The organism is Pseudomonas cannabina (assembly GCF_900100365.1).
Taxonomy (GTDB): Bacteria; Pseudomonadota; Gammaproteobacteria; order Pseudomonadales; family Pseudomonadaceae; genus Aquipseudomonas; species Aquipseudomonas cannabina.
The window spans coordinates 760314-776117 of sequence record NZ_FNKU01000001.1 but is presented as its reverse complement, the minus strand read 5'-3'; the positions used below and the strand labels follow the sequence as shown (position 1 = coordinate 776117).

12 protein-coding genes, 2 tRNA genes and 3 pseudogenes are annotated in these 15804 nt (G+C 58.2%); 7 read left to right on the top strand and 10 right to left on the bottom strand.

Annotated elements, in window-relative coordinates:
* The first annotated feature begins 1 nt into the window (after position 1).
* Complete coding sequence (locus tag BLT55_RS03765) at positions 2-991, top strand: ABC transporter ATP-binding protein (protein WP_055002084.1); 990 nt, start codon at positions 2-4, stop codon at positions 989-991.
* 89 nt (positions 992-1080) lie between these two features.
* Positions 1081-1734, top strand: coding sequence for an HAD family hydrolase (locus BLT55_RS03760; RefSeq protein WP_055002085.1), 654 nt, complete (start codon positions 1081-1083; stop codon positions 1732-1734).
* 17 nt (positions 1735-1751) lie between these two features.
* Here the strand turns inward: BLT55_RS03760 and BLT55_RS03755 are convergent, their stop codons facing one another.
* Complete coding sequence (locus tag BLT55_RS03755; protein ID WP_055002086.1) at positions 1752-2714, bottom strand: NAD(P)H-quinone oxidoreductase; 963 nt, start codon at positions 2712-2714, stop codon at positions 1752-1754.
* Positions 2715-2851: 137 nt separating this feature from the next.
* Here BLT55_RS03755 and BLT55_RS03750 point away from each other — a divergent pair, with 137 nt between their 5' ends.
* Positions 2852-4933, top strand: a complete 2082-nt coding sequence (locus BLT55_RS03750) for a carboxy terminal-processing peptidase (protein ID WP_174518650.1) — start codon at positions 2852-2854, stop codon at positions 4931-4933.
* Positions 4934-5064: 131 nt separating this feature from the next.
* On the top strand, positions 5065-6837 hold the full coding sequence (locus BLT55_RS03745) for a bifunctional diguanylate cyclase/phosphodiesterase (protein WP_055002088.1): 1773 nt from the start codon (positions 5065-5067) through the stop codon (positions 6835-6837).
* 227 nt (positions 6838-7064) lie between these two features.
* Here BLT55_RS03745 and BLT55_RS03740 read toward each other — a convergent pair whose 3' ends face one another.
* The 5 genes and pseudogenes from BLT55_RS03740 to BLT55_RS03720 all read right to left on the bottom strand — a co-directional run bounded on the left by BLT55_RS03740 (position 7065) and on the right by BLT55_RS03720 (position 11092).
* Positions 7065-7436 (bottom strand): hypothetical protein, encoded by a 372-nt coding sequence (locus BLT55_RS03740; RefSeq protein WP_055002089.1) that lies wholly within the window; start codon positions 7434-7436, stop codon positions 7065-7067.
* Positions 7433-7786 carry a helix-turn-helix domain-containing protein gene (locus BLT55_RS03735; RefSeq protein ID WP_007253418.1) on the bottom strand — a complete coding sequence of 118 codons (354 nt, stop codon included), beginning with the start codon at positions 7784-7786 and terminating at the stop codon, positions 7433-7435. Before BLT55_RS03735 ends, BLT55_RS03740 begins: the two co-directional genes overlap by 4 nt.
* A 100-nt stretch (positions 7787-7886) precedes the next feature.
* Positions 7887-8339 (bottom strand): YkvA family protein, encoded by a 453-nt coding sequence (locus tag BLT55_RS03730; RefSeq protein WP_055002090.1) that lies wholly within the window; start codon positions 8337-8339, stop codon positions 7887-7889.
* A 361-nt stretch (positions 8340-8700) separates the two neighbouring features.
* Positions 8701-9471, bottom strand: coding sequence for a BamJ family beta-barrel-assembly machinery protein (gene bamJ, locus BLT55_RS03725; RefSeq protein ID WP_007253416.1), 771 nt, complete (start codon positions 9469-9471; stop codon positions 8701-8703).
* A gap of 206 nt (positions 9472-9677) precedes the next feature.
* Positions 9678-11092: pseudogene (locus BLT55_RS03720) on the bottom strand (DUF4329 domain-containing protein).
* Between the two features lie 245 nt (positions 11093-11337).
* Between BLT55_RS03720 and BLT55_RS03715 the strand changes: the two are divergent.
* Entirely contained in the window at positions 11338-11853 is a 516-nt protein-coding gene (locus BLT55_RS03715) for a cupin domain-containing protein (RefSeq protein ID WP_055002092.1), read from the top strand.
* A gap of 81 nt (positions 11854-11934) precedes the next feature.
* On the opposite strand, the gene BLT55_RS03710 is transcribed toward BLT55_RS03715, so the two are convergent.
* The 4 genes and pseudogenes from BLT55_RS03710 to BLT55_RS03695 all read right to left on the bottom strand — a co-directional run bounded on the left by BLT55_RS03710 (position 11935) and on the right by BLT55_RS03695 (position 13435).
* Positions 11935-12324, bottom strand: a complete 390-nt coding sequence (locus tag BLT55_RS03710) for a VOC family protein (protein WP_055002091.1) — start codon at positions 12322-12324, stop codon at positions 11935-11937.
* A gap of 168 nt (positions 12325-12492) precedes the next feature.
* Positions 12493-12890 (bottom strand): annotated as a pseudogene (locus BLT55_RS03705) (hypothetical protein).
* A gap of 372 nt (positions 12891-13262) precedes the next feature.
* A tRNA-Asp gene (locus BLT55_RS03700) sits at positions 13263-13339 on the bottom strand.
* A 20-nt stretch (positions 13340-13359) separates the two neighbouring features.
* Positions 13360-13435, bottom strand: a tRNA-Val gene (locus BLT55_RS03695).
* Between the two features lie 171 nt (positions 13436-13606).
* Between BLT55_RS03695 and rdgC the strand changes: the two genes are divergently transcribed.
* Positions 13607-14527: a recombination-associated protein RdgC gene (gene rdgC, locus BLT55_RS03690; protein ID WP_007250258.1), complete on the top strand. Its 921-nt coding sequence runs from the start codon at positions 13607-13609 to the stop codon at positions 14525-14527.
* Positions 14528-14615: 88 nt separating this feature from the next.
* Positions 14616-15574, top strand: a pseudogene (locus BLT55_RS03685) (bile acid:sodium symporter family protein).
* The last annotated feature ends 230 nt before the right edge of the window (positions 15575-15804 follow it).

Below are 15804 nucleotides of genomic sequence, written 5' to 3'. Positions count from 1 at the left end.
AATGAGTTTTGTCAGCATTGAAAACCTGCAGAAAAGCTACGCCAGCACCGTTGTGTTCAGCGACATCAATTGCAGCATCGAAAAAGGTGAGTTCGTCACCCTGCTCGGTCCGTCCGGCTGCGGTAAATCCACGCTGCTGCGCTGCATCGCCGGGCTGACCGCGGTCAACAGCGGGCGTATCCTGCTCGACGGCCATGACCTGGTGCCGCTGACCCCGCAAAAGCGCCAGATCGGTATGGTCTTCCAGAGCTACGCGCTGTTCCCCAACATGACCGTGGAACAGAATGTCGCCTTCGGCCTGCGCATGCAAAAGATCGGCGACGACGAAAGCCACCGGCGCGTCGCCGAGATTCTGCAGATGGTCGAGCTGCATGATTTTGCCAAACGCTATCCGCATCAGTTGTCCGGCGGCCAGTGCCAGCGTGTCGCTCTGGCCCGCTCGCTGGTCACGCGCCCGCGCCTGCTGCTGCTCGATGAACCGCTGTCGGCACTGGACGCGCGGATTCGCAAACACCTGCGCGAACAGATCCGCGCCATCCAGCGCGAACTGGGCCTGACCACCATCTTCGTGACCCATGATCAGGAAGAAGCACTGACGATGTCAGACCGCATCTTCCTGATGAACCAGGGCCGGATCGTGCAGAGTGGCGACGCAGAAACCCTCTACACCGCGCCGGTGGACGTGTTCGCCGCCGGTTTCATCGGCAACTACAACCTGCTGGACGCCGCCGACGCCACGCGGCTGATGCAACGCCCCATTGCCAGCCGTGTCGCCATTCGCCCTGAATCGATCCAATTGAGCCTGACCGGCGAACTGGAAGGGGAAATACGCAGTCACAGTCTGCTCGGCAACGTCATCCGCTACCGGATACAGGCGCGTGGCGTAGAGCTGGTGGTCGACGTGCTCAATCGCAGCGCCGACGACCTGCACCCTGACGGCCGACGCGTGACGCTGAACATCGAACCTTCGGCGTTGTGTGTTCTGAACTGATGACACCAAACGCCTGGCTTTCACTTGCCGCTTGAAGCTTGAAGCTTGAAGCTTGAAGCTGATTTAACCACCACTGAGGATAAGAACACATGCCCCTGGCTATTTTCGACCTGGACGAAACCCTGATCGGTGGCGACTGTGCCACCTTGTGGAGCGAACAGATGGGTCGCCTGGGCTGGGTCGATTCCGAAGCCTTCATGCAGCGCAATCATGAACTGATGGACGCTTACAGCGCCGGCAAACTGGCCATGGAAGAATTCATGGCGTTCAGCCTGGAACCCATGGCGGGCCGCACCCCGGAAGAAGTCGATCACCTCGTCGGCCCGTGGGTCGAGGACGTGATCGAGCCGATCATCTACAGCGACGCCTGCAAGTGCATTGCGCAGCATCGCGCCAAAGGCGACCGGATTCTGGTGATTTCAGCGTCGGGCGTGCACCTGGTCAAGCCCATTGCGGCGCGTCTGGGGATCGACGAAGTACTGGGTATCGAACTGGACGTGCAACATGGCGTGTACAGCGGTGCCACGGTCGGCGTGCTGACCTACCGCGAAGGCAAGATCACGCGGCTGATGGAATGGCTGGATGCCGAAGGGGAAAACCTGGAAGGCGCGAGCTTCTATTCGGATTCGCGCAATGACCTGCCCCTGCTGCTCAAGGTTGACCACCCGAATGTGGTCAACCCTGATCCTGTGTTGCTGGAGCATGCGCAGCAGGCTGGCTGGCCAGTGCACACCTGGGTCTGAATCAGGCTTTCTCCGAATCAGGCCAGGCTTTCGTCGATCACCAGCACGATTTTGCCCGACACCTTGTTGGTCGCCAGCTCGGCGAACGCCGCTTCGGCATCCTTGATGGCAAAGGATTTCGCCAGTTGCGGCTTGAGGCGGCCTTCGGTAAACAGCGGCCAGACGTGCTGGCCCAGATCGCGGATCAGATCAGCCTTGAACGTTTCATCGCGGCTGCGCAACGTCGAGCCCATCAGCTGGATACGCTTGCCCAGCACATGCGCCAGGTCCATTTTGGCGTCGCGTCCGCTCATGACGCCGATCAGCACCCAGCGGCCATCCAGCGCCAGCAGCTTGACGTTGAGTTCGGCATAACCGGCGCCTACCGGGTCAAGAATGACGTTGAACGGTGCGAAATCATTCAGACCTTCCAGACTTTCGCTGCGTACCACGCCACCCTGCGCGCCCAGTTCGACGCAATACGCCAGACGCTCGGTCGAGCCAACGCTGACCCACACCGGGTTGCCGAACGCCTTGCAAAGCTGAATACCGGCTGAACCAACCCCACTTGCGCCCGCATGCAACAAGACCTTTTCACCGGGCTTCAGACCGGCCAGCTGAAACAGGTTCAGCCACGCCGTGGCATACACCTCTGGAATGGCCGCAGCCTCATGCAGCGACAGCCCTTCAGGCACCGGCAGCACGTGCCGGGCATCGACCACCACTTCTTCGGCCATCGCCCCGCCTGCCAATAGCGCGCAGACACGGTCGCCGACCAGCCAAGAGGTGCCCGGCCCCACTTCCGCGATCACTCCCGAGCACTCCAGCCCCAGTGTCGCCGTCACGCCGGGCGGCGGCGGATACTTGCCCTCGCGCTGTAACAAATCGGCGCGATTCAAACCCGCCGCGGCAACTTTGATACGTACTTGTCCCACATCAAGGGCCGGACTTGGCTCCTCGACCCATTCCACATGACCTTCAACGCCTTGCAATGCCTTCACAGTGCCTCCATAGTGAGTCCATACTGAGCCCGTGGCTGTTTGCCCGGGCTTTTGCATTATGCGGCCGGGTCCAAGGGAACCGGCGACCTCACAGACGGCCTAATATGCGTTATCAATTGTCCTCGCGTCGAATCAGCATGAAGCAACTATTCCCCAGCACTGCCCTCGCACTGTTTGTCGGCCTCAGCGTTTTGCCGATGTCAGCCAGTACTTTTGCCGCCAACAGCTGGGATAACCTTCAGCCGGATCGCGACGAAGTGATTGCCAGCCTCAACGTGGTTGAGCTGCTCAAGCGACATCACTACAGCAAGCCGCCCCTGGACGACAAGCGTTCAGCGATTATTTATCAGAGCTACATCAAGCAACTGGACCCCTCGCGCAGCTATTTTCTGGCCAGCGACATTGCCGAATTCGACAAGTGGCAGTTCCAGTTCGATGACTTCTTGAAAAGCGGCGACCTGAACCCGGGCTTCACCATCTACAAGCGCTATCTGGACCGCATCAAGGCGCGTCTGGACTTCGCACTGGCCGAATTGAGCAAAGGCGTCGACAAGCTCGACTTCAATACCAAGGAAACCCTGCTGGTGGACCGCAAGGACGCCGCATGGCCCAAGGACACAGCCGAACTCGACGAGCTGTGGCGCAAGCGCATCAAGGACGAAGTCCTGCGCTTGAAGATCGCCGGCAAAGACCCGGCGAAGATCCAGGAAACCCTGACCAAGCGCTACAAGAATCAGCAGGCGCGTCTGAACCAGACCCGCGCCGAAGATATCTTCCAGGCTTACATCAACACCTTCGCCATGTCTTACGACCCGCATACCAACTACCTGTCACCGGACAGCGCGGAGAACTTCGACATCAACATGAGCCTGTCGCTGGAAGGCATTGGCGCTGTGTTGCAGAGCGACAACGACAACGTGAAAATCGTGCGTCTGGTGCCGGCAGGTCCGGCCGCCAAGACCAAGCAGGTCGCACCCGCCGACAAGATCGTGGCCGTTGCTCAGGGCGACAAGGAAATGGTCGACGTGATCGGCTGGCGTCTGGACGAAGTGGTCAAGCTGATCCGCGGCCCGAAAGGCTCCGTGGTGCGTCTGGAGATCATTCCGGCCAGCAATGCGCCGAATGACCAGACCAGCAAGATCGTCGCCATCACCCGTGAAGCGGTAAAGCTTGAAGAACAGGCGGCCAAGAAGTCGATCCTGCACCTCAAGCAGGACGGCAAGGACTACAAGCTCGGCGTCATCGACATCCCGGCGTTCTATCTGGACTTCAAGGCCTACCGTGCTGGCGATCCGGAATACAAGAGCACCACCCGCGACGTGAAGAAACTGCTCACCGAACTGCAGGCCGAGAAGGTCGACGGCGTGGTGCTGGATCTGCGCAACAACGGCGGCGGCTCGTTGCAGGAAGCGACCGAGCTGACCAGCCTGTTCATCGACAAAGGCCCGACCGTGCTGGTGCGTAACGCCGACGGCAAGGTCGATGTGCTGGAAGACGAAGCCAAAGGCGCGTTCTACAAAGGCCCGATGGCCTTGCTGGTCAACCGCCTGTCCGCCTCGGCGTCGGAGATTTTCGCTGGCGCCATGCAGGACTACCACCGCGCGCTGGTCATCGGTGGCCAGACCTTCGGCAAAGGCACCGTACAGACCATTCAGCCGCTCAATCATGGCGAGCTGAAACTGACCCTGGCCAAGTTCTACCGGGTGTCCGGTCAGAGCACCCAGCATCAGGGCGTCGTGCCGGACATCACCTACCCGTCGCTGATCGACACCAAGGAAATTGGCGAGAGCGCGCTGCCTGAAGCCATGCCGTGGGACAGTATCAAGCCCGCGATCAAACCGGCGATCGATCCGTTCAAGCCGTTCCTTGCCCAGTTGCAGGCACGTCATGAAGCACGCTCGTCGAAAGACGCCGAGTTCGTGTTCATCGAGGATCGCCTCGCGCTGGCCAAAAAGCTGATGAACGAGAAGACCGTCAGCCTCAATGAAGCCGACCGCCGCGCCGAACATGCGTCCATTGAAAGCAAGCAGCTCGCACTGGAAAACACCCGCCGCAAGGCCAAGGGTGAAGAGCCGCTGAAAGAGCTGAAGAAGGAAGACGAAGACGCGCTGCCGGTAGAAGACGAGAAGACCAAACCCGAGGACGACGCTTACCTGGCCGAGACCGGGCGAATTCTGATTGATTACCTGGGACTAAGCGCTACTGTTGCGAAGAAATAAGACCGGTTCATTGATGGCAGATTAGCAGCAACCGTCATCAAACAGTCATGAAGCTGTCGTGAAATACGGGGCTGAACGCGAAAGCGCTCAGCCCTTTTTATTGCGCCCTCTTTATCACCCTCGAGACGACCATGACCGTGACTGAACAGTTGAGCGCACTGAGTTCCATTCTGGCGCGTGGTGACTTGCACAGCTTGTTTCAGCCCATCGTTTCGCTGTCTGAGCGCCGGATTCTGGGCTACGAAGCCCTGACTCGCGGCCCTTCCAACAGCGCGTTGCACTCCCCGCTCAACCTGTTTGCCATTGCCCGTCACGCCGGGCGCCTGAGTGAGCTGGAATTAAGCTGCCGTGACAGCGCCTGCCGTCGTTTCAGCCAGCAAAAACTGCCCGGCAAACTGTTTCTCAACGTCTCCCCCGAATCGCTGCTCGAAACATCGCACCCGCCGGGTCGCACCCTGGAAATGCTGCGCCGCTATCAGATCGCGCCGAAAGATGTGGTGATCGAACTGACCGAGCAAACGCCGACCGACGACTTCGACCTGCTGTACAACGCGCTGCACCACTATCGCGACATGGGCTTTTCGATTGCCCTGGATGACTTGGGGGCCGGTTATTCCAGCCTGCGCCTGTGGTCTGAGCTGCGGCCCGATTATGTGAAGATTGACCGGCATTTCATCGACGGGATTCATCAGGACGCGGTCAAGCGCGAGTTTGTCGGCTCCATGCTGCAAATGGCCAAAGCCTCACGAGCGATTGTGATCGCCGAAGGCATCGAATTGCCGGAGGAACTGGCGACGCTGAAAGACATGGGCGTGGACCTGGTGCAGGGCTACCTGCTGGCCCGTCCGCAGGAGCGCCCGCCCCGCGACACCCGAGCCATGTTGCCCAAGGTCGAAATCACCAGTGCGCCCTTGAACGAGGAAGTCGCAGACCTTTCGGCCCTGCTCAACCCGCAGCCTTCGGTAAGCCAGTCGACACCTACCGCCGAGGTCCTTGAGGCCTTTCGCAAACAGGCCAACCTGAATTCGCTGGCGGTACTGGATGACGACGCCAGCCCTTGCGGCATCGTCCATCGGCATTCGCTGTCCGAAGCCCTGCTCAAGCCGTTCGGCACCGAGCTGTTCGCCCGCAAACCGATCAGCCGCCTGATGAGTGATGACTTTCTGGCCGTGGAAGTCAGCCAGTCGCTGCAACAAGTCAGCCGTCTGCTGACCAGCCGGGCCCGTCAGCGGATCGAAGAAGACTTCATCATCACCCTGAACGGCGTTTATCTGGGGCTCGGACGGGTCATTGATGTCCTCAAGCTGATTACCGAGCTGAAAATTCAGCAGGCGCGTTACGCCAACCCGCTGACCCTGCTGCCCGGTAACGTGCCGATCCAGCAATGCCTGACCCGCCTGCTGCAACAGGGCCGCGAGTCGATGATCTGTTATGTCGATATCGACAGCTTCAAACCCTTCAATGACATCTACGGTTACGCCCGTGGCGACGAGGTGTTGCTGTGCCTGGCGCAGTGCCTGAACGACCGAGTTGACCCGAGCCGGGATTTCGTCGGGCACATTGGCGGGGATGATTTTCTGATGGTGCTGGGTTTCGAAGACTGGGAGCGACGCTTGAAAAGCCTGCTCGATGACTTCCAGAACCAGTGCCGCCGCTTCTATCGTGCCGAGCACCTGGAAGCCGGCTGTTTCATCGCCCTCAATCGTCAGGGGCAGCGCCAGGAGTTTCCGTTGTTGTCACTGTCGATTGGCGTCGTGCGTCTGCATGAAGAAAGCTGCACGCTGCTCGACGCCAGCCAGTTGGCTGACCTGGCATCGCAGGCCAAACATTTCGCCAAGGACGTTGCCGGCGCGAGCATCCATGTGATCGACTCGACGCGGGTGGATTTGCTGATGGAGGCGTGAGGGTGGATAAGGTTGACGTGAAGCCCCGTGGGAGCTTGCACACGAACAGGCCAGTGCAGTCGCTGAATATCTACTGATCAGGTTAGTCCGCTTTCGCGAACAAGCGAAGCGTCGCCCGGCTCGCTCTCACAGGTTCGCTGTACATTCAGTGTGGGAGTGAGCTTGCTCACGAAAGGGTCGTTACCGCCGCTGAAGATCCAGGGCGGAACCTCCCACAGATCACGCCCCTACTGCACTTCCATTTCCGGATAGCTGTGCTCGAACACCCGAACCACTTCCGAGGCGTGCCAGGACGCTGCTGCGACGCCGTCCGACGGGCCGGAGAAGCGTCCCAGGCGCTCGGCGCATTCGAAGAAACCGGGGCGCGGCAGGCGGCTGGCGCCTTGGCTGATCACCAGCGAGCTACGCAATGGCTGCTCGGCACGGGCGTCCAGCGCGGCCAGGTGTTCAAGGGCGGCAGTCAGTGTCTGCATACCAGGGCTGGGAAACTGCAAGCGCTCGAGCAACGCCCGGTAGGTCAGCAGATGACGCTGGCGGCGGGCGTTATCAAGCTCGCTCAACAGCCCGTCCCAATGCTGACGGCTGATCCGCATGCTCACGACTCACCTCGCCAGCCGGGTACACCGAGCTCCCATGCCAGGCTGCGTTTGATTGCGGAGTCGGGTTGGCGCGTGCCGTTCTCGATCAACTCCAGATAGGACGGGCTGATGCCCACCGTTCTGGCGAGCGTCGCCACTTCGAGTCCTTTGGCCTTGCGCAACGCACCCAACTGATCGAAACCGGGGAGCTCATTCGATGCTGTAGTGGCGCCAGAGCCGGACGTCGCCCCCGCAGTTTGCAGGTTTGGCTTGTCGGCCAGGCCAGCCGCCTTGAGAAGCGCTTGATACTGATCCCATGGAAGCACCGCATATTGCGGCTCGCCGTCATGAGATATGACTTGAAGATCCATACACCCCCCTTTTACGACAAGACTGCATACCGAACAGACTTACGGCAGATGCTGGCATCTTAACAGTGGAACGCGATGGCTTGTGTTCAATCCGTGAGACTCACAGCTTGTGCTGTTCGTTCTCCAGAAGCGCCTGAGTCTTGGGCAGTTGCTCGACGACGATCAGTTTCTCGGGCGACTGCTGGGCGCGCCAGGCACGAAAGGCATCCAGCTCGCCGCTCAAGTGCTTCGTCACCCACGCCAGCACCGCAATGTCGTCCAGCATGCCCAGCCCCGGAATCCAGTCAGGTATCGCGTCCAGCGGGCTGAGGAAGTACATCAGGCCTGCGACGATCGACAGAATCGCCTTGGGGCTGATGCTCCGGTACTCGCCGCGCCAGTAAGCCAGACACAGCGCCTGCAACAGACGCAGGTCGTCTTTCAGCTTGCCCAGACGGCTGCCCTCACTGTTGCCCTTGCGCGCCACGGCGAACAACAGCGCTGGCAACCGCCCCGCGGGCAGCAGACGGCGCGCGCCAGGCAGATAGCGGATCAAATTCCAAGGTGCTTTCATGTTTAACCCCGTCCAGAATAATTTCGTTGAGCGACAACGCCGGTCTATCCGAATGACAACATAAGGTTATCCACAATAATTGTGGATAACCTTGTGAACAGCAGCACTTTAAAAGCCGGAACCCCCCGTTTTCGCGGGCCCAGGCTTAAATCGGGCGTTTTTTACTCACAAAAAAAACCGTGAAAACCGTTGACCTGGCATCCTTGGTGGAGCTAGCAATCTGATCTTGCCAGACTGTCAGACAACGCGTTCGACTGCATTCGTAATAGTGGGACTGCCTGGACGAGCAAGCGTTCGGGAAATAAGCCAGACAAAAAAACGCCCTGTCGAGACAGGGCGTTTTTCGTAGCCAGGTGTTGTGTTACTTCTTGGCCGGAGCCGAAGCAGGTGCCGCTGGTGCCGATTCTTCTTCGTCGGCATCTGGAGCAGGCGCTGCTGCCGGGTCCTTGATGCCGAGCAATTCCAGATCGAAAACCAGTACCGAGTTGGCAGGAATGGCTGGGCTCGGACTCTGCGCGCCGTAAGCCAGATCACTCGGGATGAAGAGCTTGATCTTCTCGCCTACGTGCATCAGTTGCAGACCTTCAACCCAGCCTGGAATCACACCACCAACCGGCAGATCGATCGGGCTGCCGCGTTCAACGGAGCTGTCGAAAACCTTGCCGTCAATCAGCTTGCCTTCGTAGTGAACGGTCACGACATCAGTCGGCTTTGGCTGAGCGCCGTCAGCTTTCTTGATGATCTGGTACTGCAGGCCGGAGGCAGTGGTGACTACGCCGTCCTTCTTGCCGTTCTCTTCGAGGAATTTCTTGCCGGCTGCAGAGGCTTCTTCGCTCATCTTCGCCAAGCGCTCTTCGGAACGCTTTTGCAGCGCGGAGAAGGCTTCTACCAGCTCTTCGTCCTTGAGTTTCTGATCTTTCTTGCCGACGGCATCTTCAATACCCAAGGCTACAGCCTTGGAATCCAGATCATCCATACCTTCCTGAGCCAGGCTTTTGCCCATATTCAGACCGATGCCATAAGACGCTTTTTGTGCCGGGGTTTTCAGCTCTACGGTGCTGGCTTGTTTATCACAACCTGCGAGTACCAGACCGACCAGGGCAATCGCCGCTGCCAACCGATGCTGTTTCATGCTAGTTCCTTGTTCATGCGCCAAAAGGGCAAACGAGTAAAGCCGCGAGCTTATCAGGCCGCCGCGATCAATGGCTACCGGCATCAGAGAGAGAAAAATACGATAAGTTCAGGTATCCAAAGGTTTTCCCGGACCGACACTGGATTGTTCAGTCACAGTTCAGTTAGTGATACGCCTGTGTAACGCGCCATTTTGTTGCAAGGGGTTCAGGGCACCGGACTGATCGCCCCTGTATCAGGCCAGTGCTCACTGGTCCGCAGCACGCGCAGGTGACCGGCTCGCGCAACAATGCGGACAAAATCATCCGTGCTCATCGTGCCGGCTGCCAACTGCGCCTGGATAGAATCAGGCCCTGAATAAGCGCGGGATACTGCTCGCAAAAGCCGAAGTTCCTCGGCGGACTGGCTGGGGCTGTAGCCGATCAAAGCACCGTCATTTGCCGAAAAATAAATCGCCGAGATGTCGAACCCGTAACGAACGGGCAACCCTTTGGGCCGCTTTGCCGGTTTTTCCCGATAGGTGAACACCTTGTGCAGGTCGTCCGGCTCGAAGAATGGGCGCGGCGCTTCGCCCTCGCCTTCAGCGGGTAGATTGGCGGATGAAAAATACAGACCGTCGATGCGGTAACCGGCAGGCAACGCTGGCCGGTAATAGGCGTCCGGATGGAAAACCGAACACGGCGCATAGACCGGATAGCCATCTTCCAGAATCGGCTCGGCGACCCGGTAGGTTCGCGAGACGGGGTTGAACAGCAGAAAGCCAATAATCCGGGAGTGGATTCAAGCACCGAGACGGCGTGCACATAATGCGCAGCAGCATCGGCACTGGCGAATTCCGCGCTGAGGGTCAGCGCTTTCGGCGGCCATACGGCCTCGCAGACGGTGGGTGAGGTGACTTTCGGCAGGCTCGACAAAGCCTGATCGGGAAAAGGTCGCCAGTTGGAAGAAACCTTGCCGGACCTGCCCCACAACGGGCTCGACACCAGCACTTCCAGATTTCCAGCGTCCGCCAGCAAACGAACCACATCGCTGGGCATCAGCGTGAGGTTCTGCAATGCCTTGTGTACCTGACTGAGCATGCTCATGTGCGGCATGCCGGTCGGGCCAGCGACACGGGTGAACAGTGCTCTCTCGGCAGCAGAGCCCGACAGCGTGTATTTGATCAACGAACCATCAGGTCCGGACAGGTAAGTTGCCGGACAGATCTCCTGATCGATCATCACCGCATAGATGTCACCCGCCGAAAAGCTGTTCGGGTAGGTGACCTGTTCGCTTTCCGGCCACTCATGCAGCCCGGCCCGAAGCGAAGGATGGGAATGGTAGATCGCATAGTCGTCATGGCCATGCGGGTAGAGCACGTAGCCTTTTTGCTCGTTGCGCGGAAACACTTCATTGGGGTCGAAACTGAATTGGCTGCCATTCATTGGCTCGGTCGCGACGTACTTGCCGTCTTCACGAACCAGAATGAAGCCACCGTATTCGCGATCACGGCGATTGCCGATTCGCTCGTGCGCATAACGCGCCGCATCGTCCGGATTATCGAACGGCTTGCTGAGCGCAGGCATGCCGGGATGAGTGTGATGATCAACAGATCGTTTGCTGCGTATCTTCCTTGGGTACATCCGGGGCTCCTTGAGCGCCTGACTGATTGAGCCGATAGCTTAAGGAGGTTTGCGGCCCCCAATGACATAAGTAGATATGACGGTCACAAGGCGAACTGCCTTATATCAACATGAAATTAAAGATAATTTTTAACGCATTCCGGATGTGGTTCGATCTTCGCATGGGCAAACCTGCCCAGCCCCTGCATCGACTGTCGCGACTGGCGATCAGGGCCCATGCAGTTCGTCGCGTTCAGGAATGCTTTATGCCATCAACCAATCGTTTTCGCTCCAGGCTCTCGGCAACCCGTCAGCTCGCGGGCTGTGTCGCGATTGCTGCAGCAGTCATGTTGCCGGTCAGCGGCGCCTATGCCGCCAAACCGCCCATTGTTGTAACAGAGGGCATTAAAGCTTTCAGATTGTGCACAGGACCCGACAATCTGTCCCACGTCATAGAAGGATCGATTGACCAGAAGGCAATGACCAGTGTCAGCGCCTTGCACTTCAAGGAAACTCCAGCTCACTCCACGTATGACTGGCATGCCGCGCCGGAAGAGCAATATGTGATTACCCTGTCGGGCACCCTGGAGTTCTCCACCACCGGTGGAGAAAATTTCGTGCTGCACCCAGGGGAAATATTGCTGGCGCAGGACACAACCGGTCCCGGTCACCGCTGGAAACTGCTTGATGACCAGCCATGGCGGCGTGCGTATGTTCTGATCAAGCCTGGCGATAAAAGCGCATTCGTGCCAAAGGCAGGATCTACCGCCAAAGGCTGCTGATGCACTGATTTGAGCGCAACCAAGGGTTGCGCTCAAATCGGTATTTTATTGACACTGGCGCCTGACCGGTCTGCGAATGACTCAGGCGCCTGCTTCGATCAGCTCGGAAATTTCGATCAGGTTCAGATCAGGATCCCGCACATACACCGAACGAATCGGCCCCGTAGCGCCCGTGCGATCCACCGGACCTTCGACAATCGGCCACTCCTGCTCGTGCAAGTGCGCAATCACCTGGTCCAGCGAAATACTGGCAATGAAACACAAGTCCAGAGCCCCCGGCACGGGCAAGTGGGCCTTGGGCTCGAACTCCTTGCCGCGCTCATGCACATTGATCTTCTGATTGCCGAAGCGAAACGCAAGACGGCCCTGACGAAAACGCTCAGGGGTCATGCCCATGATGCGTACATAGAAATCCTTGCAGGCGTCGATATCAGCAGTGGTCAACACCAGATGGTCCAGATGATCAATCACGGGATCAGCTCCGTTCGAGATGGAATGATTGTGTACGCCACTTGTCAGGTTTTGGATCAGACAACCCCTTTACGAAGCTTCCTGGCAAGGAAAGAGTGTAGGTAAATGACCACGGCATTGGAAACATTGTTCGCTGTAAAAGCCCCGCTTAAAGCGAGGCCCATTCAATCAGTTGCTGCAAGCCAATTGAAAACTCATCGATGAATCGCCCGAGGCGCCGCGCTTTCCAACCATAAGCCCGAGCACATTGACCTGCTCTGCTGTGGCAGCCCCGCCCAACTTGGCGTGGCCGTAGAACAGGCGTTCATGGTCGCTGGTATCAATGGACGATACCGAACAAAAACCAGGTGCTTTTTTGAACTGGCCTTCATTGAAGAGCACTTTGTAGGTTTTGCGAAATAATCTTTCTGGGTGGCATAGCTGACTGACTTGATCCACGGCGAGGACTGGGCAACGATATTGCCGTGCTGATCGATAGTCGCGGTGTGCAGCGCAGGTTTGGCGAAAGCGCTGAGTGACAGTGCCATTGCCGTAACGCCTACAAACAGTTTAAAACGATTTTTCATATAATTCCCTTTACTTGAATATGCAGTATAGACCGCAGCAATAAGGCGATCATTAAAGTCTGGTAGTTGAGCACTCGACCTTCAGACCGAGGTGTGTTCTCAATCAACAAACTCAGCTAATACCAGCAAGAAAGAGAAATCAAGGGGTTAAGCGGATCAAATAAAGAATGATTCTATAATTTCAATAAACAGGGAAATTACTTACATCGGGAAGTAAGAAGTCCTACTTCGTTATTATCTGGCTGTGGATCGTAGCGCGGATCACGCGGATCTGCGGTAAGCCACTCATTCTCAAACGCCAGACAGCAAAAAGCCCGCACTAGGCGGGCTTTCTGTTTGCTTCAAGGAGTTCAAGGGCCTTGAAGCTGAATATGGCGCAGCGGACGGGACTCGAACCCGCGACCCCCGGCGTGACAGGCCGGTATTCTAACCGACTGAACTACCGCTGCGCGTAACACTAAAAGCGAGTTGGTGGGTGATGACGGGATCGAACCGCCGACCCGCTGCTTGTAAGGCAGCTGCTCTCCCAGCTGAGCTAATCACCCTTCACTCTCGGTGTGGCGCGCATTCTACGGAGCGACCTGTACTCTGGCAAGCGATTTTTTAAATAATTTTTATAATCCTTCCAAAGGCTTACAAACGCTCTGTGCAGGGTTGGCCGCAGCGGCTGAGGAGCGAATAATGCCCGCCTTTGTATAGAAAGAGAGATTCACCTCATGTGGTTCAAAAACCTGCTTGTCTATCGCCTGACCCAGGACGTGCCTTTTGATGCCGAAGCGCTGGAGACAGCACTGGCGACCAAACCGGCCCGCGCCTGTGCCAGCCAGGAGGTTGCCACCTATGGTTTCGTCGCGCCTTTCGGCAAGGGTGAAGACGCTCCATTGGTACACATCAGCCAGGACTTCATGCTGATCGCCGCACGCAAGGAAGAACGCATTCTGCCGGGCAGCGTCGTGCGTGACGCGCTCAAGGAGAAAGTCGACGAGATCGAAGCCGAGCAGATGCGCAAGGTCTACAAGAAGGAACGCGATCAGCTCAAGGATGAAATCATCCAGGCTTTCCTGCCGCGCGCTTTTATTCGCCGCTCGGCCACCTTCGCTGCCATCGCGCCTAAACAGGGCCTGATTCTGGTCAACGCGTCCAGCCCGAAACGGGCAGAAGACCTGTTGTCGACGCTGCGTGAAGTGATCGGCTCGCTGCCGGTGCGTCCGCTGACGGTCAAGGTTTCGCCGAGCGCGACCATGACCGACTGGGTCAAGACCCAGAAAGCGGCCGATAACTTCTTCGTGCTGGACGAGTGCGAATTGCGCGACACCCACGAAGAAGGCGGCATCGTGCGTTGCAAACGTCAGGACCTGACCAGCGACGAAATCCAGCTGCACCTGAACACCGGCAAGGTCGTCACCCAACTGTCGCTGGCCTGGCAAGACAAGCTGTCGTTCGTGCTGGACGACAAGATGGTCGTCAAACGCCTGAAGTTCGAAGATCTGTTGCAGGATCAGGCCGAACAGGACGGCGGCGAAGAGGCACTGGGCCAGCTGGACGCCAGCTTCACGCTGATGATGCTGACCTTCGGCGAGTTCCTGCCGGAGCTGTTCGACGCGCTGGGCGGCGAAGAAATCCCGCAGGGGATCTGATCTCTCCCCGCTGCTGCCTGCAACACCGCGCCGTCTTCTCAGACGGCGTATTTATTTCACACCTGCTTTTTACAATAAGGAACAGACCATGCGTGCCTTGGCAGCCTTGAGTCGGTTTGTCGGTAATACCTTTGCTTATTGGGTGCTGCTGTTCGCCATCCTCGCATTCCTGTTCCCGCAGGTCTTCATCGGCCTGAAAGGCTGGATCGTGCCGCTGCTGGGGCTGGTCATGTTCGGCATGGGCCTGACCCTGAAGCTCGAAGATTTCTCTGAAGTGGCGCGCAACCCGTGGCGCGTTGCGCTGGGCGTGATCGCGCACTTTGTCATAATGCCCGGCGTGGCGTGGCTGCTGTGTCAGGTGTTTCAGCTACCGCCGGAAATCGCGGTCGGGGTGATTCTGGTCGGCTGTTGCCCGAGCGGCACTTCATCGAATGTCATGGCGTGGCTGGCCAAGGGTGATCTGGCACTCGCTGTGGCGATTGCCGCGGTCACTACCCTGCTCGCTCCATTGCTCACGCCGACGCTGATCTGGCTGCTGGCGTCCGCGTGGCTGCCGGTGTCCTTTCTGGACATGTTCTGGTCGATCCTGCAACTGGTCATGCTGCCCATTGTGCTGGGCGTGGTCGCACAGCGCTTGCTCGGTGCGCGAGTCAGTTACGCGATGGACGTACTGCCGCTGGTTTCAGTGGTCAGTATCGTGATGATTGTCTGCGCCGTGGTCGCCGCCAGTCAGGCGAAAATCGCCGAGTCGGGCTTGCTGATCATGGCAGTGGTCATCCTGCACAACACGTTCGGTTTTCTGCTGGGTTATTTCACCGGCAAGGTGTTCAGCTGCCACTGGCGCAACGCAAGTCGCTGGCACTGGAAGTCGGCATGCAGAACTCCGGCCTGGGCGCGGCATTGGCCAGCGCGCACTTTTCGCCACTGGCGGCGGTGCCGAGTGCGCTGTTCAGCGTCTGGCACAATATTTCCGGTGCGTTGCTGGCGACGTATTTCAGGAAAATGCCGGAGGAAGAGAATACATCCAGGTCCCAGCTCAGACCCTGAAGACTATCGTTCCCACTCCGCGTGGTAATGCCGTTCGTGACGCTCCGCGTCACAATGCGGTTCTACGATCTCAGGTGGATTGGGGTTCGGCTCAAGGCACTTTTTCGCCCCTCGGCGAGTGACTTTGATGGGGCCAAAGTAACCAAACCCCCTGGCTCCGTTTCCGGCCCGACTTCGCCCTGACACTGATGTCGCAATCTGCGCCGTCAGTGCCATCGTGTTCGAAAAAC